The sequence below is a fragment of the Pseudoalteromonas sp. GB43 genome (genome assembly GCF_054923805.1).
Map to the genome: position 1 here is coordinate 763,328 of NZ_JBPCHJ010000001.1, position 24,431 is coordinate 787,758.

A 24,431-nucleotide genomic window follows, 5' to 3' on the forward strand; every position below is an offset into this window, starting at 1 on the left:
ACGGCCCTTTTTCATAAAAATAAAAAGTATGAAAAAGCTCAGTAAAGAAGATATCTATCAACGTCTTAGCAATACCGAAGATGCCCGTGCCTGTAAAGCGATTGATGAAACTGCTTGTAAAGTGGTGCCCGGCAATTTTATTACTTTATTAGTGAGCCAACTATTTAGTAAGTTTGCAGATGCCCTGCTAAACCCTAAAGTGACTCTGCCTTGGCTACTGCAAAGCATTAATGTACCAAGTAGTTTTATTGCTTGGCTTGTGCCTATTCGTGAGTCAGGCTCAATGTTGCCACAACTGGTCATCGCCAGTGCTATTCGTAGGCTGCCTGTTAGAAAGTGGGTTTGGGTGATTGGCGCCATAGTGCAAGCTTTGTGTATTGTAGGCATGCTTATTTGTGCTTTAACACTTCAAGGTGCAACAGCAGGTTTTGCTATCATCGCGATTTTGATTATCTTTAGCCTTGCTCGTGGCTTTAATTCCATTGCTGCAAAAGATGTATTAGGCAAGGTCATACCTAAACAACAACGAGGCAGTATTAGCGGTCTTGCTGCGAGTTTTGCCGGATTTGCAACGCTCACCTTTGGTCTTGGTTTATGGTATCTACAAAGTCTTGGCTATGAAAATGGGGTGTATGTTGCTTTAATGCTGGCCGCTTTAATGTGGCTGTTTGCAGCGCTCAGCTATAGTCGCATTCAAGAATACAAGGGCGCAACCGAGGGCGCTGAAAACGGCTTTTTGCATGCTTTGTCAAAATTAAAACTGCTTTACCAAGATAAACAATTTGCTCACTTTATTATCACTCGTGCGTTGTTGCTATGTTCTGCTTTGAGCGCCCCGTTTTATATCGTTCTTGCTAGTGAACAGGCTTTCGACTTTTCACTACTTGCTACGTTTATGGCGCTTTCTGGGCTTGCCAGCTTAGTCTCTGCGCCTATCTGGGGTCGACTAAGTGACTTATCGAGCCGCAAGGTATTAGTGTTTGCTGCAATGCTCGTCACCCTCAACGGTTTCGCCGTTTATTTAGTTGCTTATCTGAGCCCACAAACGCTCAATGAGTTTTGGCTATTACCACTCTGTTATTTTTTACTCACCGTAGCTCATCAAGGGGTTCGCCTTGGTCGTAAAACCTACCTTGTTGATATGGCTGAAGGAAACAAGCGCACTGACTATGTCTCTGTTAGTAATACGGTGATCGGAGTTATATTATTACTGCTAGGTAGCGTCGGCTTACTAAATACCTACTTAACGACTGCTGAGTTAATTTTTTTCTACAGTATCTTAGGCTTACTTGGTGCAATTAGTGCGTGGTTTTTACCCGATGCCTAGACCCTCGGGTAAAAAAAGCGCATAATCGCGCTGATTTTATTTCCAAAAAGGACTTACTATGAAAAAGGCAGCGCTTGCACTTTTTACCCTACTAACACTTTCTGCTTGTAGCACCAGTGTGCCTATTCGTAACTTTGACGCAAACCCTGTACCGCAAATGGCGTCTGATAACATGACCTTGAAAGTATCAAAACCAATATTTTAAAAGCATGTATGAAACTAGGCTGGACGTGTCGTTCAAATGCCGAAGGTCAAATTTTAGGTAAACTTGATATTCGTAAACACCAATTACGCGTTGATATAACGTTTAACGAGCAAGAATACTCTATTGATTACAAAGATTCGATAAACCTTGATTACAATGGCAAAAAAATCCACCGCCAATATATCAATTGGGTTACCAACTTAATGCGCAATATTGATGCTGAATTAGCCTATAAATAAAATTGACGCAGAATCAGGTATTAAAAAAGGCGACCTAGGTCGCCTTTTCTTTGCTAATTCTAGTTTTTCAAGTTCTTATCGAAGAACTCTAAAAACGCTTTCAACGTTTTAATTCTGTATGGCTGGTGCGATAAGTAATGATCGCCATCTTCAAGCTCAATGTAAGTAACATCTTTACCTTCGTCTTTAAGTTCATCATCCATTTCACGGCTATGATAAACAGGCACTACATTATCATCAGAGCCATGAACCAACAGCACCGGACGATTAATTTGCTTTGCAAAATTAACAGGCGACACCTTTTCAAGTTTATCGCCATCAGTTCCAAATTGCTTACGCACAATTTCTTTATTAGTGAAATAACGCGCTTTACTAACAATACGCTCAAGATCAGTAACGCCTGCAAAGCTTGCTGCACATTTGAATGTTTCTGGGTGTTTAACCACCGCCATTAATGCAGCATAACCACCATAACTTGCCCCGCCAATACAGATTTTATCTTTATTAGCGATACCTTCCTCAACAAGCCAATTCGCCGCATCTTGCAAGTCATCTTGCATTTCTTTACCAAAACCTTGAACTGCAGCCATCTCAAATTCATGGCCATAGCCACTAGAACCACGGAAGTTTGGTTGCAGTACTGCATAACCATTATAAGCAAGTAATGCAGTCCAATAGTCAAAACCAGCGTAATCACGAGCCATAGGACCACCATGCGGGAACACAATAGTGGGTAATTTATCGCCTTCTTTGTAACCCACAGGTAAAGTTAAATACCCTTCAATAGTTAAACCATCACGGGCTTTATAACTGATTCTCTTTTTACCGCTATAAACAGTTTCATTTACATCTGGAAATGCGCTTGCAAATACCGTTAGCTCACTTGTATCACGGTTCCCTAACATGTATGTTCCAGCACTATCGTCGCTTGTTAAATAAAGCACATATTGGCGTTGGTCTTTACTGGTATCAATTATATCAATATCAAATTTATCTTTTGGTAAAACAGCGCGTAAACCTGTATAGAGCTTATTTAAATCTTCATTCCAGTAACGGATCCCTTCATCTAATTGAGAGTGTGTAAAGCCTGCTACTTCACCTGTAAGTGGTGAGTAGAAAATATGACCGTCGAAGTCATAATTATCATCGCTGAACACTAACTCTTTTTTCATGGTCGTTAGGTCCATTTTATAAAGCGCATCATAGCCATCTTTAAGAGCTTTGAAATAAAGAATATTAGGGTCTTTATCGAAGCCCAAAACAGTCACTACATCAGGGGTAAATGCTTTATATTTAAATAACGTTTTACGGTTATCTCTATCTTCATCGTAAAGAATATATTCGAATTCGTCTTCATCCATTTTAAGGGCAATACGCACATTACCTTGGCGGTCTGCTGTCCAATCAATCACTTTACTGCGTGAGCGCTGAATTTTTTTCTTACGAAGTGTACTTAAATTAAGTTCATACACGCCAGGGGCATTGGCAACATCAAAGTCACCTTGAACTAAAATTTTATCTTTTTGATCGGGTAAAAAGCTGATGACCTGATCACCAAATTGCGGTTGGCGTTCATTACGATTAAAGTTAGGCTTTATAGCCAGTTTCGCTTTTCCATCACCACCAATGTTATACGCATATAAACGCGTAGATGTATATTTAGGACGCCAAATTGACGTTGAATATAGCGTGCACCTAAAAGCAGTACTTCATCATTTGCCCATTCATACCAATCGAAGAAGATAGTGTGATTATCTGAACGAATAACAGCATCTGCTTCTTTAGTTTTGCGGTTATAAACCATTAAAACCAACTCACCATTCACATTTCGAATAAACGATATGTGTTCACCACTAGGCGAAAATTTTACTTGGCTAAAAGCGCGTAAAGAGGCGAATGATTCTACAGGGAGTTGCGTGTTTTCAGCAGCACGGGGCATTAAGCTCAGCACTGCAAAAAATGTAAGCAGTAAGTACTTCATAGTAAAGTCCATTTTTTTATTGTTCCGACAATATTAACATTAAATTACAAAAAAAGACTAACTCAAAAAAACTTAGGCATATCTTTCATTCGCTTAAAACGAACATAACACTCGATTAATAGCATTATTAATTTATTTTTTTGATAATTATAATGGCTGCACTACTTCAGTTTTCTTAGGTGACATGATGAAAAAAGTACTTGTGTTAAATTCATCTTTAAATGGTGAACAAGGTAATTCAACCAAACTTAGCCAACAATTTGTTGAGCAACTTGCTAACAACCAACAAATTTCAGTAACAACGCGCGATTTAAGCGACAATGCGATTGCTCACTTAACGCAGACAGAAATGGCTGCTTGGATGACTGATGCAAACGAGCGTAGCGATGAGCAAAAAGCACTTGCTGCAATTTCTGACGATTTAATTGCTGAACTTAACGATAACGAACTGATTGTTATTGGTATGCCAATGTACAACTTTGGAATTCCATCAACATTCAAAGCTTGGATTGATCGTATTGCCCGTGCTGGTATTACGTTTAAATACACTGAGCAAGGCCCTGTAGGTTTAATTGCAGACAAGAAAGTGGTGGTACTTGCAGCACGTGGTGGTTTGTATCAAGGCACTGACATGGATACACAAACTAAATACTTAAAAGATGTACTTGGTTTTGTGGGTATGACTGACGTTGATTTTATTTATGCCGAAGGTCTTGCGATGCCGGGTGCAGAGCAAAGCTTAGAAGCAGCACAAAACGAAATAAAGACTTTTGCTGCAGCACTGTAATTAGCAGAGCATAAAAAAGCGGTCATCATGACCGCTTTGTGATTTACGCTGTGACCGATAACAGCGATTCACCTTCAGATAAACCAAACTTTTCTTGCACAGAAGCTAGAATCGCTTCTTTATCTTCTTCTCCCAGTTGATCAGAATATTGCGCTAACAACTCATCTAAATAACTGACAACTTCTTCAGTATCAACCTGCTCAAGTGAGTTACCACTAGGCGGAGGTGGTGGCGAACCAGGAGGACGCTCACCTTCAGGACGACCTAATTCACCGACTTTAGCGGCATCAAAGCCTGCTTCAGCCATAATTGCTTCCATTTCTTGACCCGGTTGAATACCCGCATCTTTAAATGTTTGCATAATAGATTGTGCATCTTCTGCAGTTAAGTTTTCAGGATCAAACTGAGCTAAAGTTTCATTCATTAACTCTGTCTGTTCACTGGTTAACGGCTCTGCTTGCGGTCGTTGCATGGGCTGAAAATTCGCACCCGATGAGACACTGTTGATCATCGTTGATTTTCCTTACGTTTTGGTGGTTTATGGTTGTTGAACTCGTCTTCAGTTACTTCACCATTTTGATCAGTATCCATGTCATTAAAAATGGTTTGCAGCATATCTTCTGGCATAGGCTGTTCACTAAACTCAGTAAAATCAATCACCCCATTGCCATCAATATCAATCGTCGTAAAGTCAGGTCGCTGGGGTGGACCGCCTTGATGGTCGCGAGCAAAGCAAGCGGGCGCTGTGACTAACAACGAAATAGCTAAAACAGAAAGTGCAGATAAATGCTTCATAGCGAACCTCTTATGTCATTCAATTGACCATAAGCATAATCTGAATATCATTCAAAAGTGTGTGGGCAATATGCTACAAATGTGGAAACTTTGTGGATCGTTGTAGCAATTAATCGAAGTTGTAACTTGTTACGTATTAAGAGCAAAACACTTTTTCAACTCCACGTTTATGGCAGACTCAAAAAAACAAAAAGTAAATCTTGTTTGGTTCAAACGTGACCTAAGGCTGTCTGATCATCAACCACTTGCCAGTGCGATTGCATCAGAGCTGCCTTGCTTACTCATTTATAATTTTGAGCCTCTATTACTCGACGACCCCCATTACAGCTTAAGGCACTGGCGTTTTGTTGCTCAGTCACTAAAAGACATCAACCAACAACTTGAAAAATACAACGCTGAAATCGCCATTTATAATCAAGAAATGATTACCTTGTTAGAAACCCTCAGTGAAGATTTTGATATTGCAGGGGTTTATAGTCATCAAGAAATAGGCCTAAACAATACATTTGAGCGAGATAAACAGGTCACACGCTGGCTAAACAGTAAAGCAATTCCATGGCACGAAACGCCACTTGGAGGTGTAAAACGAGCGACCAAAACAGTTTGATTGGCAAGCACATTGGCATGGCGTGATGAACCAACGTCTTGTAACGCCAAATTGGCAAGCCTTTAATGCAGTGCTGCCTCATAATTACCAAGCCGCGACCTGTGTTAATGATTTTCTAAAGCACGACCCGCAGTTTCAATATGGTGGCCCTCATGCAGCTAGAGCTTGCCTACAGAGCTTTGTAGAAGAGCGTGCAAAAAACTACCAAAGTGGCATCTCAAGTCCTTCCAAAAGTAGAGGTTCATGCTCTAGGCTTTCGCCTTACTTAGCTTTTGGCAACCTGAGCCTCAGACAAGTTTATCAAACCCTAAAATACTATTTAGTAAAGCAGCCTTTAAGCTGGCGTCGCTCATTACATGCTTTTGAATCTAGGCTTCATTGGCATTGCCATTTTATGCAAAAGTTCGAAACTCAATGCAGCATGGAGTTTGCACCGCAAAACGCGGGCTACCTACACTACCCTTATCGTGATGATGAACTCGTTGCAGAGCACTTAAAGCGCTTTGAACAAGGTCAAACAGGTATTCCTTTAATTGATGCGTGCATGCGCTGCCTCGCAGCAACAGGTTACATTAACTTTCGAATGCGCGCTATGTTAGTCAGCTTTATGACTCATCATATGAACATTCATTGGCAATCAGTCAGCTTTATTTTATCGCGTTATTTTTTAGATTTTGAGCCGGGTATTCACTACCCACAAATCCAAATGCAAGCATCGGTCACAGGAACTAACACCATTCGTTTGTATAACCCAATAAAGCAATCTGAAGACAAAGACCCAGATGGTATATTTATAAAAACATGGTGCCCTGAGCTTAAAAACTTACCCATAGAAGATCTCCACCAGCCATGGCAACAACCGCCAATGGAAGCCTTGTTTAATAATTTTAAACTCGGCGAAGACTACCCAGAGCCCATGGTCGATATTGAACACGCAGCCAAACAAGCACGTGAGCGGTTATGGTCATTTCGAGAACGTGATGACGTAAAACGTGGCACAAAAGCCGTACTGCATAAGCATGTGATAAGCCTTAAAAGACAACGCCATGGCTCATAAAAAGCTGAATTTACCCAGCAAAACCTGCCCCGTTTGCGACAGTCCATTTATGTGGCGTAAAAAATGGCAACGTGATTGGCAGCATGTTAAATACTGCTCAGAACGTTGCAAGCGTGAGGCAAAAAGAAATATTGGCGTTTAAGTTGCACTTATATCGTGAACTCACCGTTTTCGGCACAAAACCCTGAAAGCCTTTCACGGTCGTCGAAAAAATTTACAAAGGAGATGACGATGACAATTAAAAAATCTGCAAATACGAGTTGGTCTGGTGATATTAAATCTGGCAAAGGCTATATTTCTAGTCAAAGTGGCGCGCTTGAGAAACAGCCATTTGGCTTTAACACTCGCTTTGAAGATAAGCCAGGTACTAACCCTGAAGAACTGGTTGCAGCGGCACACAGTAGCTGTTTTAGCATGGCGCTATCGCTGGCACTAACTGAAGCTGGCTTTGTCGCTGACGACATAACGACCAAAGCAACAGTGAGCCTTGATGAGGTTGATGACGGCTTCGAAGTGAGCCACATTGCACTTGATGTCAGCGCAAAGATAAAAGAAATCTCACTCGAAAAGTTTGAGCAACTTTGTGAGAAAACCAAGCAAGGCTGCCCTATTTCTAAACTGATGAATGCCGAAATATCACTCACCACAACGCTTAATTAATCTCTGTAAACGCCAAGCAGTGCTTGGCCTTTTCACAAACTAACAGACCCACAACACTTTATTACATTCTTTTTACCGCCTCGTTGTATTATCTTTATGAAGCAAAACCAAATACAACAAGGATATGTATGATTAAAAAATTAGCCCCGATCGCTCTTGCAACACTTGCTTATTCAAACTGCTCAATCGCCACAGAACAACAAGTAAGTAAACAATGGTTCAACAGTATCGAATACACTCATATTAATAATGACTATTATGACTTTGATGGCTATCAATTAGTAAGCCATTACTACTTTGAAGAGCAGCAAAGCTCGGGGGTGCTCGATGATTATGGTTACCTAGATACAGATACAAACTTTCGAGTGAATTACTCAGGAGGAGACTATTACAACGATATTGGTTTATCAGGCGAGTATTTTTTTAACAACTGGTTTGCTGTAGCTGATATGAGGGACGTGAGGGATTTAGACAATTACACGCTAGGACTTGGCTACTTATTTGCCGATGCCTTAAAAGTCTCTGTAAATAGGGATGTGCGTAGCTATGGTGATGATTATTTCCGCTTGAAAGCGCAGTATAACCTCCAAATCAACGATAAGGATTACCTTGGTTTTAGTGCAGAAACAGATGATGAACTCGACGTTTGGAATGTCTCTGCCAGATACTTTAATCATTTAAGCGGTAGCCATTACATTACCGTCGATGTTGGCCATCAAGACAGCCTTTATGATTCAGCAAGCAATGCCATGATCAGCTACTACTTCGGCGATCACTATGCCATAGGTGCAGGGTTGGATGATTCTGAACTCGTTTTACAAGGTAAGTACTTTATTAATGATAAATACTATTTAACCGCGAATTACACTGAAAGCGGCTCTGCTGAACTTTATAACCTTAAGTTTGTTGCCCAATTCTAAATAGGAATGAGTCACCAGTTTTAAACAAAAACGCCGCTATAAAGCGGCGTTTTCAGTTTATAGAATTACATATTACCTAGCTTCATCATCATTGCAGTATACATTTTTAAGTTCAGTGCTAACTGCTCTTCAGTAATAAACTCATGCTCTGAGTGACCTGTGTACTTTTTACCTGGCATTGATGGACCAAATGACACCGCATTATCAAACAGCTTAGCATTTGTGCCACCACCAATTGACACAAAGCCCGCGTCCTTATCGCCGGTAAAGTGCTTAAAGATATCGAGTAATGCTTCTGCATGAGGCGCACCATCTAACAGCATTGGCGTACCAATAATAACTTTAGTGTCTTTTAACGTAGCACCATTAGTGGTTTGCCAAGAACTAAGCGCTTCATTAATTTGCTGCTTAAGCACCGCTTCTTGTTTACCTACCGGACGACGCATATTAATCGACAGTTTAATGTCGTTACCGTCGCGGCTTAATAAGGTAGGTGAAACAGTCATCGGATCATAAAGTCATGCTTGTAACCAATTTCACCGAATTGCGCGCCGTATAAATCAAGGCCAATTAGTTGATTGATAAACTCAATGGCTTGACCATCACTATTGTTCTCAAGATCAATACCTTTAAAGATTTCTGCAAGGTGCGCAATGGCATTTTCACCCGCTTCTGGCTCAGATGAATGCGCTGAAATCCCCTTCACTTGGACTAACAAGCCATTTGTTTGCTCTGTCATCGCCACTTTGACGTTTTTAAGCTTAGCAACATTGTCGTGTAATTTAGCCACTGTCGCCGCATCAGCGTTATGCACTAACACGCTGGCATCTTCAGGGATTTGGCTAACAAAGGCGCCGCCTTTTAAATCACTGACATATAAGCCTGTTTGTGCTGAGGTCGCAGAGAAAGTCGGCGCAATTAGGCTCCAGCCTTTTTCTGCAACAACCACAGGGTATGAAGCATCAATAGTGACAGCATATTTTGGTTGCTGATAGGTTTTCATGAACTCTTCGAGTGGTGCCCAGTCAGACTCTTCTGCAAGGTAAACCATTAATTCAATACGGTTATTTAAAGTAATACCGTTATCTTTAATCGCCTTCATTGCATGCAGTGCAGTCGCAATTGCGCCTTTATCATCTTCTGTACCACGAGCTATTAGCTTTCCTGGCTCAGAGGTTTTATCCATTTTAAAAGGACTTTGCTGCCATTTACTGGCGTCTGCTGGTTGCACATCACCATGGGTTACTATGGTTACTTTGTCAGCTTGGTTACCCATGCCAATTAACACTGTGTAGCCTAAATCTTGATAATCAAAACCAAACTGCGCCGCTTTCATTTTTAAGAACGACTTAAAGCCAATAAAATCTGGGTTATCAGGAGTCGCTAGACCTTCTTTATTTACCGTTGGATACGAAACTAAATTCTCTAAGGTATGAATTTGCGCTTGTTGATATTGCTCTACCGCGTAGCTAGCCAGCTTTTCACTTTGCTCAGACACAGTTGCCTGACTAGAGAAAGCACTTAATAAAAATGCAGCAAGTAATGAATGTTTCAAGATAAGCTCCAGAGTTTAAGAAGGTTTTTAGAAAGTCGCCTTGATTGTAACGCTTATAACGCCGACATAACATCTCTAATTCAAGCAAAATAGATCGCTTAAAAATACCAACAAGGTACAATAGCCACTCACCCTATTAATTCGTTTGTTAGACTCATGAACCGCAGAAAAAAATCTTCACAAAACTTAAGCAAAAAGATAAGCGTGCCAATGCAAAATTGCATAAGAGCAATAAACCGGTCTACATCTCAAAGGCAGAACGCGAAAAATTAGCACAGCAAGAAGCTGAGCAGGAAAATTAAAATACCTAGCGGTCAGGGGTAAAATTGTAGGCGCGATTTTATATCGCGCAACACTTCTATGATTCACAAAGAGGATAAGAGACGCTTCGCTTTAGAGAAAAACAAAAAAAGTTTTAATATTACTTCCTCATTTTCTTCTCATTAGTTTCTCTTTGTGCAATTTGTTTTAACGCGAAATAAATTTCACGTCTACGGCAAAGACATTTTTTCACAAAGAGGATTAGAGACGCTGCGCTTTAGAGAAAACAACAAGTAATCCAGTGTTTTACCTCATTGTCTTCTCATTCTTTTCTCTTTGTGCAATTTGTTTTAACGCGAAATAAATTTCACGCCTACATCAAAGACATTTATTTGCACAAAGAGAATATGAGGCGCTGCGCTTTAGAGGAAAACAACAAGTAATCCAGTGTTTTACCTCATTGTCTTCTCATTCTTTTCTCTTTGTGCAATTTTTTTTTACGCGAAATAAATTTCACGCCTACGTCAAAGACATTTATTTGCACAAAGAGAATATGAGACGCTGCGCTTTAGAGAAAACAACAAGTAATCCAGTGTTTTCCCTCATTACCTTCTCATTCTTTTCTCTTCGTGCAATTTGTTTTAACGCGAAATAAATTTCACGTCTACATCAAAGACATTTATTTTCACAAAGAGGATAAGAGGCGCTACGCTTTAGAGAAAACAACAAGTAATCTATTGTTTTTCCTCATTACCTTCTCATTCTTTTCTCTTTGTGCAATTTGTTTTAACGCGAAATAAATTTCACGCCTACGTCAAAGACATTTATTTGCACAAAGAGAATATGAGGCGCTGCGCTTTAGAGAATACAACAAGTAATCTATTGTTTTACCTCATTGTCTTCTCATTCTTTTCTCTTTGTGCAATATGTTTTAACGCGAAATAAATTTCACGCCTACGACAGCTTATGTCACATTTATATCGGACACGTGATCTGACTCGCTAACTTTACTCTCGTAACTAGAAACTCTGGTTTTAATCTGAAAGCTGACAGCTCTCTTCACTCTTTACCCTAGCAGCTTGCTAACTTTACTCTAGCAACTCGCTAACTCCCTAACCTAAAACCTATAACTCACACTGGCATTATACGAACGGCCTTGTCCGGCAAGTTGCTCAAAGCCATTGCTCATATCTTGCTTGTAATTAGCAATGCTTACACCGCCAAGTGGCTGTTGGTAATATTCATCAAGTAAGTTGGTAATTGCTAACTTAAAGGTTAAATTTTGCCACGTTTTCTGGCTTGAGATAGCCAGTAACTGATAACTGTCGGTTTGGTTTTCTAAACGGCGCTCATCAACATGAGTTTTACTATCAACCCATTGCCAGCTCAGTGCGTTTTGCCAGCCTTTGTATTCGTGCTCTAGGCTCAGCTCAGTGTGCAGTGGCATAATTTGATATAAGTCTTCATTGCTATCATCACGCTCACCATGAGTACTGGTTAGTGAGCCTTTTAACTGCCATTTTCCTGCTTGCTTTGAGTTGTAAAGCTCTACCAAGCCCGCCAGTTTTGCACCGTAAAGAGTGGCATCTAGGTTCGTAAAAGTAAGAATATTACGCTTGGTATGCGCCATGTCGGTGCGATTAAAGCTCTTAGTCACTTCAGCATCAATATAATCATTTACTTGCGTGTACCAAACATTTGCCGTTACTTGCCAGCTATCGTCTTTGGCAAGTTTGGTGTAGCTAGAGCTTAATGTGTGAGCTGTTTCGGCTTCTAAATCTGGGTTACCAATATAACCATTACCATCACCAAACCAACCAATCATGGTGGTTGCCATCGTACCTACACCCCAGCTATAACGCTCATATAAATTAGGTGCGCGGTTTTTACGAGCTAAACCAAATTGCAGCTCATCGTTATTCGATAATTGATAGCGAGCAAGCAAGCTGATATCAACTAAAGTGTCGTCACGTTTACGGTCTAATTGGTTAAATTCCATCGCAGCTTGGGCGTCGGTTTTTGACATATCCATCATTGAACCCATATTAGCCATGCCGCTCATGCCACCTTCGTTATAAGCCTGCACTTCGCCAGTATCTGTGGTGACTTGCTCAACTCGAACACCTGCCGACACCCACCATGCTTGGTTTACTTGGTTTTGGTACTCCGCAAATGCCGCAAGGCGGTCACGTTTGCCATCGTTAATGTTTACGTATTCATTTGGGCCCATCATCATTGACCCTGTAACCGCTGGCCACCAATCATCAATTCGATAACCGTAATATTCTTGCCCTAGCATTAGTGATGACTGTTTTGATAAGTCAGTGCGCCAATGAACTTGGTAACTGTAATCTTGTGCATCGGTATTCATTGGCATCATGCCGGTTTTCTCATTACTGAAAAAACCCATTTCGTGTTTTACATCATGCGCATTCACTTGCACCTGCAAATCACCATTTTCAAGCTCACGTTGATACTGAACAACGAAACCATAACTGGTGTTATCGGTCATATCCATGTATTGATTTGCAAAGCCTTGGTAAGGAATTTTTTGATGCGTCAGCTTAACCACAAGCTGTTGTTTCTCATTACGAATAGCGCCTGTTAAGGCATGATTTTGTACTCGATATAAGGTATCAAGTACACGCTCACCATGCCCATCATCATAGCTGTTAGCATCTTCAAAGCTGCCTTGGTAAGACAAGCTAAACTGTTTGCTCGCAAGGCTGGCACCTAGCGCGTATGCTTGGCTATCGTTAACGCTTTTGTACTGGGCGGTAACATAGCCTGCGCGCCATTTCACTGAGTCTGAATCACTAAATCCAGGGGCAATCGTATTTACCCTAATAACACCGGCAATATTATCCCCGCCACTGCTTACCGGTGATACACCAGCAACGACACTGTAAGAGGCAATTTGGTTTGCCGACACATAAGAGAGTGGCGGGTTCATTTGGTTAGCACACGCTGCTGTAACATCAGCACCATCAACTAAAACTTTAACTCTATCGCCCATCATGCCGTTCATTACTGGCAAGTTAGACACCCCTCCGGCCGCAGAAAAATCAACACCTAAATCTTTCAGTAACGCGTCTGCAGAGCCAACTAATTGATGGTTATTTTGGGCATGACCTTGTACTTCTATCACTTCAATAGAATCATCAGCAAAGGCAGAAATACTTAAAACACAGCTAAGTGCTGCAGCAATTTTGGAAAATAAAAAACCAGGGCGAGAAGATTGCGTGTTCATAACTCTTTTAAAATCAAAGCAAATAATTAATGACGCCGATTATAAAACTCATTAATTAGTCTGAACACGTGACATATTGTCGCACCCTGTCACAGGTAAATAACTTAGCGCAACACCACTAAAGGAATACGGCTATCTTCAAGCATTTTTAAGGTCGTGCTGCCTAAAAAGAACTGCCGCCATTTAGAGTGACCAAATGCGCCCATCACCATTAAGTCAACGGCGTGGTCACTTTTATATCGCCACAGCGCTTGGTAAACATCGCCATCGAGCATACGCGCTCTCACATTAAAGCCGTTTTCAGCCAACCTTGCTGAGGCAGTATCGAGTTTGTCTTGGCTGTGACCGTCTTGTTTATCAACCATCACCAAGTGGCAATCTAAGCCGGATAAAATACCGCCTTTGATAATTTGTGTAATCGCTTTGTCGGTACTTTCGCTGCCATCATAAGCCAGCATAAAATTTGTAGGCTCATGAAATTGCGGCGGCACAATCGCAACCGGGGTATGCACCTGACGGATCAGCGTTTCAATATGCGAGCCCAGTACTTTAAAATCATCGTAGTGGCCCTTGCCAGAGCGGCCAATTATCATCACGCGGGCATTGTCTTCATGTTCAAGTAAGGCATCAACAAGACTCATTGAAAGCTGCTGTTGCTCAATCTCGGTTAAGCCTGCATGCTCGGCTTTTTTCATTGCTTCATCTAGCAATAATTGACCGTGCTGCGACGCTACTTTGTTGCGCTCTTGTTCAAGTTTTGCCAATTGCTCTAACAATGAGGTTTGCGAACCTAAACCAATAATTGCGGTTAAATCATCACTGCCCTGCGGCAAAGGTGGCTCTAATGCATGCAGAAAATTAATTGGATGGCTGGAGCGCTTAGAAATCCAAATAGCCGCTTCTGTCACCGCATCGGTCATGCATGAACCGTCGATACAAGCAAATATCTTTTTCATTACACTCTCCTTCAAACCAATTTAATTAACCAAGTATAGTTGGCTTTTTCTCTGTATTTATTTTGAACAGCAAAGACTTAAGAAGTTCAGGTTATTTTCTTATAGCAAACTAATATAGAACGTTCCAAAAAGTACTGTATCAACCCCATTAATTTGTATTACAATAGCTCTGGGCACACATCTCTACTCCAGAACAAAGTATTTGTTACTGGCACTTTCAATTATCAAAAATCTATTTTGTTTTTAAATTTATTTTAAAGGAATTACATGACTAACGTAGCCAACTCCCAAGGCAACGCAAGCACGTTTACCATTCTGATAGTATTGGCTTTAGGCACATTCATTTTAGGCCTATCAGAATTTTCTATGATGCCAATGTTGCCCCTGATCAGCGAAACATTTTCGTCTACGCCAGCGCAAAGTGGTTATGCCATTAGTGCTTACGCGATAGGCGTCGTCGTCGGTGCACCGCTATTTATGATCACAACCGCCAACATGCGTAAGCGCAATGCACTGTTGATGTTTGTCAGTATGATGTTTTTATTCAATGGCTTAAGTGCTTTTGCAAACTCGCTTGAGCAACTTATTTTATTTCGCTTTTTAAGTGGTTTACCACACGGTGCCTACTTCGCCGCTGCTATTTTATTGGCAGCCGACATTGCCCCTGCCGATAAACGCGCAAGCTTTATGTCAAAGGTATTTATGGGTTTAACCATTGCCACTATCGTTGGTGTGCCCATGGTCACCTTAGTGGGGCAAAACTTTAGCTGGCGTTATTGTTTGGCAGGCACCGCTGTACTTGCGTTAGTTGCCTTGGTATTGATTGTGAAATACGTACCTAACGTAAAAAATACCGCGCCAACATCGATTCTCGATGAGTTAAGTGTATTAAAGAACAAGCTCGTATGGACCATTCTAGGTATCATCATTATTGGTTTTGGTGGTGTATTTTGTGTTTACACTTACATTGCCGACACTATTTTAGAAGTCACCCATACCCCTGCTTACACTATCTCTATTGCTATGATCATGTTTGGTATTGGTTGTACTTTAGGTAACTACCTATTAGGTAAAGCCGCCGACCACTCACCGCTGAAAACCACAGGCGCAGCGCTAATTGGTGCTGTAGTATTTGCAGCCAGTTATGTAAGCGCAAGCCATAATATTTGGCTGTTATACGCGGTGATTTTCTTTATTGGTTTTAGTGTTGGTTTAGGTACCGTGATCCAATCGTTATTAATGGATGTATCACCACAAGGGCATGCCATGATTGGTGCGCTAGTACAGTGTGCGTTTAATACTGCCAATGCCATAAATCCCTGGCTTGGCGGCATGGCTATTGCTGGGGGCGCACTCCCTAGTCAAACAGGCTATGTTTCGGCGGCATTATTCTTAGGTGGCTTTTTAATGTGGTCGTTAAGTGCGATGCAGATGAAAAGACAAAGCTGTAAGCCTTAAGCTCTCAGTCTGATAGCTGAAGGCTGAAGGCTGAAGGCTATCAGACTTACTCATCCTGAAATATCTCTTCGATACTCAGGTTAAATAAACGCGCGGCTTTAAATGCTAATGGCAAACTTGGGTCAAATTTACCTTTTTCAATCGCATTAATAGTTTGCCTAGACACATCCAAAAGCTCTGCGAGTTTCGCTTGGGTGTAGTTGTGCTCAGCACGAAGCACTTTCAAGCGGTTTTTCATTCTTCGCCCTCGTCGTTTAACTGCTTATTCATCGTTAAAAGACTCACTAAATAGGTTAAGCCCATAAAGAGCACGAGGTGCGATATATCTTCTTTAAAGCTTATTAAACCACTTGATTGCACCACCGAGTAAGCTAAACCAAATACCAAGCTTGCACCCAAGGTAATGGCCATTGCATTAAGGTGCATACGCTGCTGCAGCTCATCCATTCCTTGAAGTTGTCGTTTGTTCGATAAAATCATCATGATGCCAACTACTACATTAATTAAGATTGCTACAACACTAAAAATAGCCTGCTCTTGCCATAAAAAATGCGGCCCAAATGAGGCAATTGCTAAAGTAATCACCCATGCTGATGTCCATTTAGCGAGGTTTAGCGTGTTCTGCTTATTACGTTGTTTAAAGGTTAATCCTGTTTGATTCATTATTCTCACCTTAAAAGTAAAGTAAACTTGACTAAAGATTAACCTAGCAACACAAAAAGTCAAACAAACTTTACAAAAAGTTTTATATACACGACATCAATATGATTTTTTAATGTCAGAAAAGGCAAGGCGCTTGCTGTTGATCTCATAATATTGTATTAATCAAAGTATCCCGTAATCTAATATAAAATCGGTCCAATCGGACTGCGTTTCTAACAATAACAATGAAGATAACACTATGAATACGGCGCTGTTTTTCGTTGGCGAATGGCAAGTTACTCCGGCTACTAATTCAATCAGACGCGGTGAACAAACAAAGCATCTTGAACCCAAGGCGATGGATGTATTACTGCTGCTATGCGAAAAACAAGGTGAGCTACTAACAAGTGAAGAAATTATCAGCCACTGCTGGCCAAATGTAGCGCTCGGTGACAACCCCCTGCATAAAGTGATCACCCAATTACGTAAAGCCTTTGAAGATAAAGCAAGTGATCCGCATTACATAGAAACCATTCGTAAACGTGGTTATCGGGTTATTGCCGAAATCAACTTTCCACTCAACGAAGAACAAAAAGCCAGCCAAACCAGTTGGCAAGGTGATTCGCCCTTTGTTGGCTTAAGTGCGTTTGCACCAGAGCAAGCTGATGTGTTTTTTGGTCGTAACAAACAAATTGCCACCTTGTTACAGCGAGTGTCGGCTCAAATTGAGTTTGGTCGCGCATTTTGCTTAATTTTGGGAGCCAGTGGTTCAGGTAAATCGTCGTTAGTTAACGCAGGTGTATTGCCCGCTTTAATGTCGAGTAATGGCTACGATGGCATTAGAGTACATAGTTACTGCCAACTCGACTTTGCCGATGTCAACAAAGAACGCTTACTGCTTGATTTAGCCTCAACCTTGCTCGATTTAGAAATAAACGACGCACCTGTACTTAGCGATATAAGCGCCGATGCGTTGGCTGAATTGTTATTAACAGATCCAGAACAGGTTATTTCTCGCTGTAAAGCAGCACTTGCAGCGCTACAAGCAGAGCGCACTACGCCCTATTTATTTTTATTTATCGACCGGCTCGAAGTGCTATTGTCATCGCCGTTATTTAGCGATGACGAGCGCAACCAGCTGTTAGCACTTATTGAGCGCTTAGCAACAAGTGGCTGCATGATCATTTTTAGTGCCTGTCGTAATGACTTTTACCCGCAAGTAGTGAGTCAACCAAGTTTAATGGCAGGTAAAGCCAATGGCGCACACTTTGACTTATTAGCGCCAACTCGCTCTGAGCTTAAGCAAATGATCCGTTTGCCAGCACTTGCAGCAGGCTTAAGTTGGCAACATCACCCAGAGCATCACACACCGCTTGATGAACAACTTTGTAACGATACTGCCAATAACCCAGATGCATTGCCAATGCTGCAATACACCTTGCAGCAGCTTTACTTGCAGCGCAGCCCAGACAACGAATTATTGTTTTCTGAATACCAAGCCCTTGGCACCATCGAAGGAGCCATGAACCAAAAAGCCGAACAGGTATTTTGCCAATTACCCAAAGACCAACAAGCTGAACTTGCCGCAGTACTTTCTAAGCTGATCACTTTAAGCCCAGATGGCGAAACACTTACTAGCCGTGCAGCACATTGGAGCGAATTAACCAGCCCTGCCGCGACCAAGCTTGTTCAGGCTATGGTCGACAGCCGCTTGTTTGTATCACACCTTAAAAATGAGCAAGCCTGCTTTAGCCTTGCCCACGAAGCGCTGCTGCGCCATTGGCAACGCGCCATAGATTGGGTGCAAGAGCATCAACAAAGCTTAGCAATTCAAAGCCGTGTGCAACTTGCCACCGAGCGATGGCTGCTAGAACATAAACACAGCGACTTTTTATTAGCCCAAGGCAAACCGCTGCAAGAAGCACAAACCCTAGTTAAAAACCCTATGTTTAGCTTATCGAGTGACGAACAAGCGTTAATTAAGGCTTCTAACAATAAAGCCAAACGTAAAAAGCGCGTGTTACAAATAACGGCTGCTGCACTTGTGTGCTTAACCTTTATTGCTACATTTATGAGCGTGCGCAGCTATCACGCCGAACAAATAGCAAAACAAAAACGCCAAGAAGCGGAGAGTTTATTGGGTTTTATGGTCGGTGAATTTGCCGACAAACTTAGAAGCGTTGAACGTATGGATTTACTTGATGGTATTAGCAACAAAGCCCTTGAGTATTTTACCAATCAAGACGAGGAAGTTGCCTCGTTGTTTGACTTTAGCGATAAACAAGACCAATTTAATAACCGTTTTCAATACGCTCAAACCTTAGAGGCTATGGGCGAAGTGGCCTACTCTCGCGGCAAAACCGACGAAGCCTTCACCGCCTTTGAAAATGCGCGAACACGCCTAGAATCATTATTAAAAACTCAACCCAATAACCTAGATGTTTTAATGCTCGCAGGGTAATGCCTTCTGGCTTGGTAAATTAACTTATGAGCAAAGTAATTACTTAGCGACTGAGCCTATGTTCAAACGTTACTTGGCTTACAGTGAAAAAATGTATCAGCTTGCCCCTAATGACTTTAATTCAATTATGGAGCTATCTTACTCGCACAATTCACTTGGATCGCTGTATTTAAAACAATTTAATTACGCACTTGCAAAACAAAGCTTTACTGAATCTTTAAAACTTAAAAACCAAGCTCTTGAGCTTAAACCTGATAACAAAAATTTATTACGCGATAAGACAGATACTATCAGCTGGATTGCAACCACAGAAGAAAGACTCGGTAATTTAAACGCTGCACTTGAACTACTTGAACAAGCTTCTCAACAGCTAGTCAACATGCTTAGAACGTCACCGAATGATGCAAGTTTGCAAAGTCATTTAGCAAACACTTATATGCAGCAAAGCTTTTTATTGAGCTACTTCCCAAACAAGAGAGCGGCATTTTTAAAAGCAGAAAAAGCAGAAAAAGCGATTAAACAAGCAAGAATACAAGATCCAAAAAATCAAAACTTTCAACGCACCTTTTATAGAACGCTTTCATACCAATTAATGCTGTTAGATAAAAATAAAACTAGTGAAAGGGTAAAAGATGTTTTGAGTTACATTGATAACCAAGGGTTTTCAAATACAACTTTAATAAACATTCAAATAGGTGTAATTCATTATTTAATAAACAGAAACCTTTTAAGTGAAGCCGAGTTCCACTTATTAAAATTAGAAAGAAACTCAGAATTTATCGAGAGAATATCTGATACTAATAAAATAGAAAACAACTCTATTCTAATAAAGATTAACTTAATTAAAGCAAAGCTTACTGAAGACAAAATTGCAAAACAACAATTTTGCCAGGCAACTATAAATACAATTAATAAAAACATCAATGGTAATAAAAGCATAAAGAGAAATTACCCACTTATTCAAGCTTACACCTGTTTGAATAAGGAAAGTGAAGTCAACACAATTAAAAGTAAACTATTAGAGTTAGGCATAACTAACTTTGAACTATAAAAAACAACTAGAAGGTAATAACTATGAGCGAAAGTCAAACTTACAACTTTACAGTGAATGTTACACTTAATACTGAAAATGAAGCTGTATTCACATACTTCCAAGACGGTCAGCAAGTTTCTGGTGGCGGTACTGTGAATGAAAGAAACAGCCTCGGTATTTATACACTTGATGACGCAACTGTTGATGCTGGCTTTCAATTTTCAGGTGCTAAATTTGCAAACCTTGAAGGTGATTGCGAGCAAGACTTTAGCTTTAAAGTCACTAACAATGGTCAAACAATTGAGATTGCCGATACAGATGATAATAGCGGTACTGCGTGTATGATTTTCATCGTAGAGTGCAATGGCACAAGCTATGAAAGTGCCGACCCGCAAGTAAAAAATGATAAAGAAGACTAAATACCTCTCGTTAAAAGCTCCTTCTTAGGAGCTTTTTTACATTACAAAACAACAAATTAAAACCAGAAGATTACCAGAAGGTTAATTTGCACTTTTTTAAGTAACTTTATAGACACCAAAATCGTTTGCATCGGCAAAAAGGAAACGAACGTGTCTACTAATAAAAATGAACAACCAAGCACTGCAAAATCAGAAACGAAAAGCGCACTACCGCAGTCTATCAATTCAGAGCAACTTGCACTGATTGCCCAAATGTTTCAGAACATTCCTGAGGGAGTGTTTATCATTAATGACCAAGGCACGTTTGAATTTGCAAACCCGATGGCGGCACAACTTTTAGGTGACAACCAAGAAGCGTTAATCGGGCAAAACATTTTACATTACCTACACGACACCGACCGTGATAAATACATGTATACCCTACTCAGTTGGTTAGACCATAAAGACTCGCCGATAAGCCTTGGGCCAAACGAAGTTAAAATAAACCGCGCCGATAATAAAACCCTTGAGGCGGATTTATGTGTATCGAGCCTGCCAAAAAACATTGCCGTTGCAGAAAATTTATTTATTTGTGTATTACACGATTTATCATCACATAAAGAGCAATATAATCGTTTAATTAAACAGGCTACCACTGACCATTTAACCGGCCTTGCAAATAGATTAACTCTTGAAGAGTCATTAAAAGAAAACTGGCAAGAAAGCGTACAAACCAACCAAGCCATTAGCACTATATTAATCGACATTGATTACTTTAAATTATTCAACGACCGATTTGGTCATGTAAAAGGCGATAAATGCTTACAAAAAGTAGCAAGTATAATCGCAGAATCACTCCCTTCTCGCGATTGTTTAGCAGCGCGTTATGGTGGTGAAGAATTCGCCATTATATTACCCCGCTGTCAAAAAGACACGGCCGCCGCCATTGCTAAACACATTCAAATAAAAGTAAGTAACATGCCATTTACTGATATAGGTTTACCAAGTGATTTTAGAATAAGTGTAAGCCAAGGAATTGCCTGTGAGTTTAATAATCAATATCGTACTTCAGAGGCATTAATTTGTGCAGCAGATACTGCTTTATACCGAGCAAAAACAGAAGGTAGAAATAAAATAAGCATTAGCGCGTAAACATAACAGTAACAATAAAAACATAAATTCAACAACAATCATAAGTAACACATATACTATATTTTAATGTTATTTGTTTGTTCCCGTTTCGTATTATAGACTAAATTCAGTTAGATAAGTCAGATGGGAACAATAATGACATTATTCAAAAAATTACCTTTGCAACTTGCAATCGCAAGTACGTTAGCTGCATCAGCGACTGCAATCGCTGCTGAGCAAAATACAGAAGATACAGCAAAAGATATTGAGGTTATCTCTGTTACAGGTACACGTAGGAGTTTACGTAGCCTTTCTGAAAGTACAGTGCCAGTTGATCTACTAACAAGCCGCGACTTAGCAAGTACTGGTCAGCTTGAAATTAGCCAAGTACTTGCTTCACAGTTACCAAGTTTTAATTACCCTAGCGCCACTCTTGCCGATGGTACTGATCATGCAAAACCAGCCGTTTTACGTGGTATTGCTCCTGATCACACTCTGGTATTAGTAAACGGTAAACGTCGCCATGCAGGTGCACTATTAAATTTAGGTGGCACAGTGGGTCGTGGCTCGACGGCCGTTGATTTAAACAATATTCCTACTTCAGCTATTAAGCGCGTTGAGATTCTTCGCGATGGTGCTGCAGCACAATATGGCTCTGATGCCATTGCTGGCGTGATCAATATTGTACTAAAAGACGCTGATGAGGGCGGTAGCGTTAGCTACACTTACGGTGAATACGACACGCAAATGGCTGGCTCGCCGCAACTACTAAGCACAAGCGCTGATAACGATGGTAACTTGAGCTTTGCAAAAGGCAGTGATCGTAAATTAAACGATGGTATTTCGCGAACAGCAAGCGCGAATGCCGGTTTTGCTTTAGGTGATAACGGCTTTATAAACATCTCTATCGAATCTCGCAATAACGAGCCAACAAACCGCTCGGGAATTGATCAACGCGAGCAATACAGTCGTGATGATAATGGCAACCTAGACTCACGTGAATTTGATTTCGACCGTTACAATCATCGTTTTGGTAAAGCCGATATCGAAGACTATGCACTTTTTTATAATCTAGGTTACGAGTTTGATAACTCACTATCACTTTACTCGTTTGCTAGTTACTCAAACCGTAAAGGTAATTCGGCAGGCTTTTATCGCCGTGCCAAAGACTCTCGTAACTTAACCGAAGTATACCCTAACGGCTTCTTACCTGAAATAGATACGGATGTTGATGACTATTCATTTGCGATCGGTGCTAACGGCGAAACCAATGACTGGACATGGGATGTAAGTACCAATTATGGTCGCAACGATTTCGGCTTAGGGGTCAGTAATAGCTTAAATACGTCGATGGGTGTTAGCAGCCCAACTGAATTTGATAACGGCGCCCTTGTCTATGAGCAATACTTAATTAACATGGATGCCAGCAATACTCTTGACCTTGGCTTACCTGATGATGTGTTTGTTACCGTGGGCGCTGAGTATCGTCACGAAAATTATCAAATCAAAGCAGGTGAAGAGGCTTCATACATCACCGTATTGGATGACGATGGCAACCCTGTTGCTGCTGGTGGCGCACAAGTGTTAGCTGGTTTCTCTCCAGAAAGTGCAACTGACGAAAGCCGCCATAACATTGCGGTATTTGCTGAGTTTGATACTTACCTAACAACAGATTGGAATCTAGTGTTGGCTGGTCGTTTTGAAGATTACAGCGATTTTGGCAGCACTTTTACCTCTAAACTAGCTACGCGCTACAGCATTAACGAGTCATTGTCGTTACGCGGTGCAATTAGCACAGGTTTTAGAGCGCCTTCACTTGCACAAACTTCTTATAAATCAGTAAGTACTGTATTTGAAAACGGTATTCCAAGTGAGGTCGGTTTATTCCCAGTTGATGAACCTGCAGCCCAAGCTCTAGGGGCACGCAAACTTGATGCTGAAGAATCAGTTAATATGACGGCGGGTTTTATCTTTACGCAAGGCGGTTTTAGCCTGACGCTTGACGCATATCGCATTGAAATTGACGACCGTATCGTATTGTCTGAAAACTTAAGTGATCCGAAGTTGAAGCGATTCTAGCTGCAGCTGGTGAACAAAACACTCAAAGCGTTCGATATTTTACAAACGCTATTGATTCACGTACGCAAGGTGTTGATATTGTAGCTACCTACTCATTAGGTTTAGAAAACTATGGTGATTTACGCTTAAGTGCTGCGGTTAACTTTAACGACACAGAAGTCACACACGTTAAAGAAAACCCTGAAGAACTTGAAGCACTAGGTGATAACTATCAATACTTCGCACGTCGTGAAATCACTCGCTTTGAAGAAGGCACTCCTGCTGATAAGTGGAACCTATCTGCAACATGGGATTATGAAAACTTTCAGACCACATTACGTGCAACCCGTTATGGCGAAGTCGTTGACACTTCAAGTACGCCTGAAGGTGATGAAATTATTGATGCTAAATGGATCACTGACTTAGAGGTAGCTTATCGTCCCGATGAGCAGTGGAAATTTGCATTAGGCGCTAATAACCTATTTGATCAGTACCCTCAAGATACTGTAAGCAATATAGGTTATAGTGATTTCAATCAAATTTTTACCTACAGTGCATTTACGCCATACAGTTTAGATGGTCGTTTTGTTTACGGTAACATCACTTATAGCTTTTAAAAAATAGGGCGTGAAAGCAGTAATTGCTAACAC

At 40.9% G+C, this 24,431-nt stretch carries 21 protein-coding genes and 3 pseudogenes; 15 read left to right on the top strand and 9 right to left on the bottom strand.

What is annotated here, in order from left to right; genetic code table 11:
• Nucleotides 1-28 precede the first annotated feature (28 nt).
• Genes ACRWSG_RS03595 through ACRWSG_RS03605 form a run of 3 tightly spaced genes read left to right on the top strand, consistent with a single transcriptional unit; the run spans nucleotide 29 to nucleotide 1,771 of the window.
• Complete coding sequence (locus ACRWSG_RS03595; protein WP_462165637.1) at nucleotides 29-1,327, top strand: MFS transporter; 1,299 nt, start codon at nucleotides 29-31, stop codon at nucleotides 1,325-1,327.
• Between the two features lie 58 nt (nucleotides 1,328-1,385).
• Entirely contained in the window at nucleotides 1,386-1,532 is a 147-nt protein-coding gene (locus tag ACRWSG_RS03600) for a hypothetical protein (RefSeq protein ID WP_462165638.1), read from the top strand.
• Nucleotides 1,533-1,540: 8 nt separating this feature from the next.
• Nucleotides 1,541-1,771: a hypothetical protein gene (locus ACRWSG_RS03605; protein ID WP_462165639.1), complete on the top strand. Its 231-nt coding sequence runs from the start codon at nucleotides 1,541-1,543 to the stop codon at nucleotides 1,769-1,771.
• Nucleotides 1,772-1,830: 59 nt separating this feature from the next.
• Here ACRWSG_RS03605 and ACRWSG_RS03610 read toward each other — a convergent pair whose 3' ends face one another.
• Both ACRWSG_RS03610 and ACRWSG_RS03615 read right to left on the bottom strand, forming a co-directional pair.
• A complete protein-coding gene (locus ACRWSG_RS03610) occupies nucleotides 1,831-3,243 on the bottom strand; it encodes an alpha/beta hydrolase family protein (protein WP_462165640.1) in 1,413 nt (470 codons plus the stop codon).
• A 122-nt stretch (nucleotides 3,244-3,365) separates the two neighbouring features.
• Entirely contained in the window at nucleotides 3,366-3,752 is a 387-nt protein-coding gene (locus ACRWSG_RS03615; RefSeq protein WP_462165641.1) for a hypothetical protein, read from the bottom strand.
• A 187-nt stretch (nucleotides 3,753-3,939) separates the two neighbouring features.
• On the opposite strand from ACRWSG_RS03615, the gene ACRWSG_RS03620 reads away from it, so the two are divergent.
• Nucleotides 3,940-4,539, top strand: coding sequence for an FMN-dependent NADH-azoreductase (locus ACRWSG_RS03620; RefSeq protein WP_138601395.1), 600 nt, complete (start codon nucleotides 3,940-3,942; stop codon nucleotides 4,537-4,539).
• A gap of 43 nt (nucleotides 4,540-4,582) precedes the next feature.
• On the opposite strand, the gene ACRWSG_RS03625 is transcribed toward ACRWSG_RS03620, so the two are convergent.
• Both ACRWSG_RS03625 and ACRWSG_RS03630 read right to left on the bottom strand, forming a co-directional pair.
• Nucleotides 4,583-5,050: a hypothetical protein gene (locus ACRWSG_RS03625; RefSeq protein WP_462165642.1), complete on the bottom strand. Its 468-nt coding sequence runs from the start codon at nucleotides 5,048-5,050 to the stop codon at nucleotides 4,583-4,585.
• Nucleotides 5,047-5,334, bottom strand: a complete 288-nt coding sequence (locus ACRWSG_RS03630; protein ID WP_054551812.1) for an EF-hand domain-containing protein — start codon at nucleotides 5,332-5,334, stop codon at nucleotides 5,047-5,049. The genes ACRWSG_RS03625 and ACRWSG_RS03630 overlap by 4 nt, the downstream gene beginning before the upstream one ends.
• Nucleotides 5,335-5,503: 169 nt before the next feature.
• On the opposite strand from ACRWSG_RS03630, the pseudogene ACRWSG_RS03635 reads away from it, so the two are divergent.
• From ACRWSG_RS03635 to ACRWSG_RS03650, 4 genes and pseudogenes are all read left to right on the top strand, one after another.
• Nucleotides 5,504-6,998 (top strand): annotated as a pseudogene (locus ACRWSG_RS03635) (cryptochrome/deoxyribodipyrimidine photo-lyase family protein).
• Entirely contained in the window at nucleotides 6,988-7,140 is a 153-nt protein-coding gene (locus tag ACRWSG_RS03640) for a DUF2256 domain-containing protein (protein ID WP_462165643.1), read from the top strand. The pseudogene ACRWSG_RS03635 and the gene ACRWSG_RS03640 overlap by 11 nt, the downstream one beginning before the upstream one ends.
• Nucleotides 7,141-7,229: 89 nt before the next feature.
• Nucleotides 7,230-7,658: an OsmC family protein gene (locus ACRWSG_RS03645; protein WP_462165645.1), complete on the top strand. Its 429-nt coding sequence runs from the start codon at nucleotides 7,230-7,232 to the stop codon at nucleotides 7,656-7,658.
• Between the two features lie 128 nt (nucleotides 7,659-7,786).
• The gene (locus tag ACRWSG_RS03650) at nucleotides 7,787-8,578 is read left to right on the top strand and encodes a putative porin (protein WP_138601384.1); all 792 of its coding nucleotides are present in this window, start codon (nucleotides 7,787-7,789) and stop codon (nucleotides 8,576-8,578) included.
• A 65-nt stretch (nucleotides 8,579-8,643) separates the two neighbouring features.
• On the opposite strand, the pseudogene ACRWSG_RS03655 reads toward ACRWSG_RS03650, so the two are convergent.
• A pseudogene (locus ACRWSG_RS03655) lies at nucleotides 8,644-10,133 on the bottom strand (dipeptidase).
• A gap of 173 nt (nucleotides 10,134-10,306) precedes the next feature.
• On the opposite strand from ACRWSG_RS03655, the gene ACRWSG_RS03660 reads away from it, so the two are divergent.
• Nucleotides 10,307-10,435: a DUF2986 domain-containing protein gene (locus tag ACRWSG_RS03660; protein WP_462166888.1), complete on the top strand. Its 129-nt coding sequence runs from the start codon at nucleotides 10,307-10,309 to the stop codon at nucleotides 10,433-10,435.
• A gap of 1,076 nt (nucleotides 10,436-11,511) precedes the next feature.
• Here the strand turns inward: ACRWSG_RS03660 and ACRWSG_RS03665 are convergent.
• Nucleotides 11,512-13,644: a TonB-dependent receptor gene (locus tag ACRWSG_RS03665; protein WP_462165646.1), complete on the bottom strand. Its 2,133-nt coding sequence runs from the start codon at nucleotides 13,642-13,644 to the stop codon at nucleotides 11,512-11,514.
• Between the two features lie 104 nt (nucleotides 13,645-13,748).
• The gene (locus ACRWSG_RS03670; RefSeq protein WP_166339103.1) at nucleotides 13,749-14,600 is read right to left on the bottom strand and encodes a universal stress protein; all 852 of its coding nucleotides are present in this window, start codon (nucleotides 14,598-14,600) and stop codon (nucleotides 13,749-13,751) included.
• A 267-nt stretch (nucleotides 14,601-14,867) separates the two neighbouring features.
• On the opposite strand from ACRWSG_RS03670, the gene ACRWSG_RS03675 reads away from it, so the two are divergent.
• Nucleotides 14,868-16,058, top strand: a complete 1,191-nt coding sequence (locus tag ACRWSG_RS03675; RefSeq protein WP_462165647.1) for an MFS transporter — start codon at nucleotides 14,868-14,870, stop codon at nucleotides 16,056-16,058.
• A gap of 46 nt (nucleotides 16,059-16,104) precedes the next feature.
• Here ACRWSG_RS03675 and ACRWSG_RS03680 read toward each other — a convergent pair whose 3' ends face one another.
• Nucleotides 16,105-16,296 (bottom strand): helix-turn-helix transcriptional regulator, encoded by a 192-nt coding sequence (locus ACRWSG_RS03680; RefSeq protein ID WP_054551820.1) that lies wholly within the window; start codon nucleotides 16,294-16,296, stop codon nucleotides 16,105-16,107.
• Nucleotides 16,293-16,721, bottom strand: coding sequence for a hypothetical protein (locus ACRWSG_RS03685; RefSeq protein ID WP_062565075.1), 429 nt, complete (start codon nucleotides 16,719-16,721; stop codon nucleotides 16,293-16,295). Before ACRWSG_RS03685 ends, ACRWSG_RS03680 begins: the two co-directional genes overlap by 4 nt.
• Nucleotides 16,722-16,959: 238 nt before the next feature.
• Between ACRWSG_RS03685 and ACRWSG_RS03690 the strand changes: the two genes are divergently transcribed.
• From ACRWSG_RS03690 to ACRWSG_RS03710, 5 genes and pseudogenes are all read left to right on the top strand, one after another.
• On the top strand, nucleotides 16,960-19,161 hold the full coding sequence (locus ACRWSG_RS03690) for an nSTAND1 domain-containing NTPase (protein ID WP_462165648.1): 2,202 nt from the start codon (nucleotides 16,960-16,962) through the stop codon (nucleotides 19,159-19,161).
• A gap of 58 nt (nucleotides 19,162-19,219) precedes the next feature.
• On the top strand, nucleotides 19,220-20,212 hold the full coding sequence (locus tag ACRWSG_RS03695; protein ID WP_462165649.1) for a hypothetical protein: 993 nt from the start codon (nucleotides 19,220-19,222) through the stop codon (nucleotides 20,210-20,212).
• Between the two features lie 23 nt (nucleotides 20,213-20,235).
• A complete protein-coding gene (locus ACRWSG_RS03700; RefSeq protein ID WP_462165650.1) occupies nucleotides 20,236-20,613 on the top strand; it encodes a DP-EP family protein in 378 nt (125 codons plus the stop codon).
• A 150-nt stretch (nucleotides 20,614-20,763) separates the two neighbouring features.
• Nucleotides 20,764-21,744: a GGDEF domain-containing protein gene (locus ACRWSG_RS03705; RefSeq protein WP_462165652.1), complete on the top strand. Its 981-nt coding sequence runs from the start codon at nucleotides 20,764-20,766 to the stop codon at nucleotides 21,742-21,744.
• Between the two features lie 123 nt (nucleotides 21,745-21,867).
• Nucleotides 21,868-24,398: pseudogene (locus tag ACRWSG_RS03710) on the top strand (TonB-dependent receptor plug domain-containing protein).
• Nucleotides 24,399-24,431 lie beyond the last annotated feature (33 nt).

Excerpts from the sequence above, each read along its gene's own strand:
- ACRWSG_RS03670 (WP_166339103.1), bottom strand. The coding sequence starts at position 14,600 with ATGAAAAAGATATTTGCTTGTATCGACGGTTCATGCATGACCGATGCG.
- ACRWSG_RS03685 (WP_062565075.1), bottom strand. The coding sequence starts at position 16,721 with ATGAATCAAACAGGATTAACCTTTAAACAACGTAATAAGCAGAACACG.
- ACRWSG_RS03690 (WP_462165648.1), top strand. The coding sequence starts at position 16,960 with ATGAATACGGCGCTGTTTTTCGTTGGCGAATGGCAAGTTACTCCGGCT.
- ACRWSG_RS03625 (WP_462165642.1), bottom strand. The coding sequence starts at position 5,050 with ATGATCAACAGTGTCTCATCGGGTGCGAATTTTCAGCCCATGCAACGA.
- ACRWSG_RS03595 (WP_462165637.1), top strand. The coding sequence starts at position 29 with ATGAAAAAGCTCAGTAAAGAAGATATCTATCAACGTCTTAGCAATACC.
- ACRWSG_RS03620 (WP_138601395.1), top strand. The coding sequence starts at position 3,940 with ATGAAAAAAGTACTTGTGTTAAATTCATCTTTAAATGGTGAACAAGGT.
- ACRWSG_RS03675 (WP_462165647.1), top strand. The coding sequence starts at position 14,868 with ATGACTAACGTAGCCAACTCCCAAGGCAACGCAAGCACGTTTACCATT.
- ACRWSG_RS03630 (WP_054551812.1), bottom strand. The coding sequence starts at position 5,334 with ATGAAGCATTTATCTGCACTTTCTGTTTTAGCTATTTCGTTGTTAGTC.
- ACRWSG_RS03680 (WP_054551820.1), bottom strand. The coding sequence starts at position 16,296 with ATGAAAAACCGCTTGAAAGTGCTTCGTGCTGAGCACAACTACACCCAA.
- ACRWSG_RS03700 (WP_462165650.1), top strand. The coding sequence starts at position 20,236 with ATGAGCGAAAGTCAAACTTACAACTTTACAGTGAATGTTACACTTAAT.
- ACRWSG_RS03600 (WP_462165638.1), top strand. The coding sequence starts at position 1,386 with ATGAAAAAGGCAGCGCTTGCACTTTTTACCCTACTAACACTTTCTGCT.
- ACRWSG_RS03615 (WP_462165641.1), bottom strand. The coding sequence starts at position 3,752 with ATGAAGTACTTACTGCTTACATTTTTTGCAGTGCTGAGCTTAATGCCC.
- ACRWSG_RS03665 (WP_462165646.1), bottom strand. The coding sequence starts at position 13,644 with ATGAACACGCAATCTTCTCGCCCTGGTTTTTTATTTTCCAAAATTGCT.
- ACRWSG_RS03645 (WP_462165645.1), top strand. The coding sequence starts at position 7,230 with ATGACAATTAAAAAATCTGCAAATACGAGTTGGTCTGGTGATATTAAA.
- ACRWSG_RS03650 (WP_138601384.1), top strand. The coding sequence starts at position 7,787 with ATGATTAAAAAATTAGCCCCGATCGCTCTTGCAACACTTGCTTATTCA.
- ACRWSG_RS03640 (WP_462165643.1), top strand. The coding sequence starts at position 6,988 with ATGGCTCATAAAAAGCTGAATTTACCCAGCAAAACCTGCCCCGTTTGC.
- ACRWSG_RS03605 (WP_462165639.1), top strand. The coding sequence starts at position 1,541 with ATGAAACTAGGCTGGACGTGTCGTTCAAATGCCGAAGGTCAAATTTTA.
- ACRWSG_RS03695 (WP_462165649.1), top strand. The coding sequence starts at position 19,220 with ATGTTCAAACGTTACTTGGCTTACAGTGAAAAAATGTATCAGCTTGCC.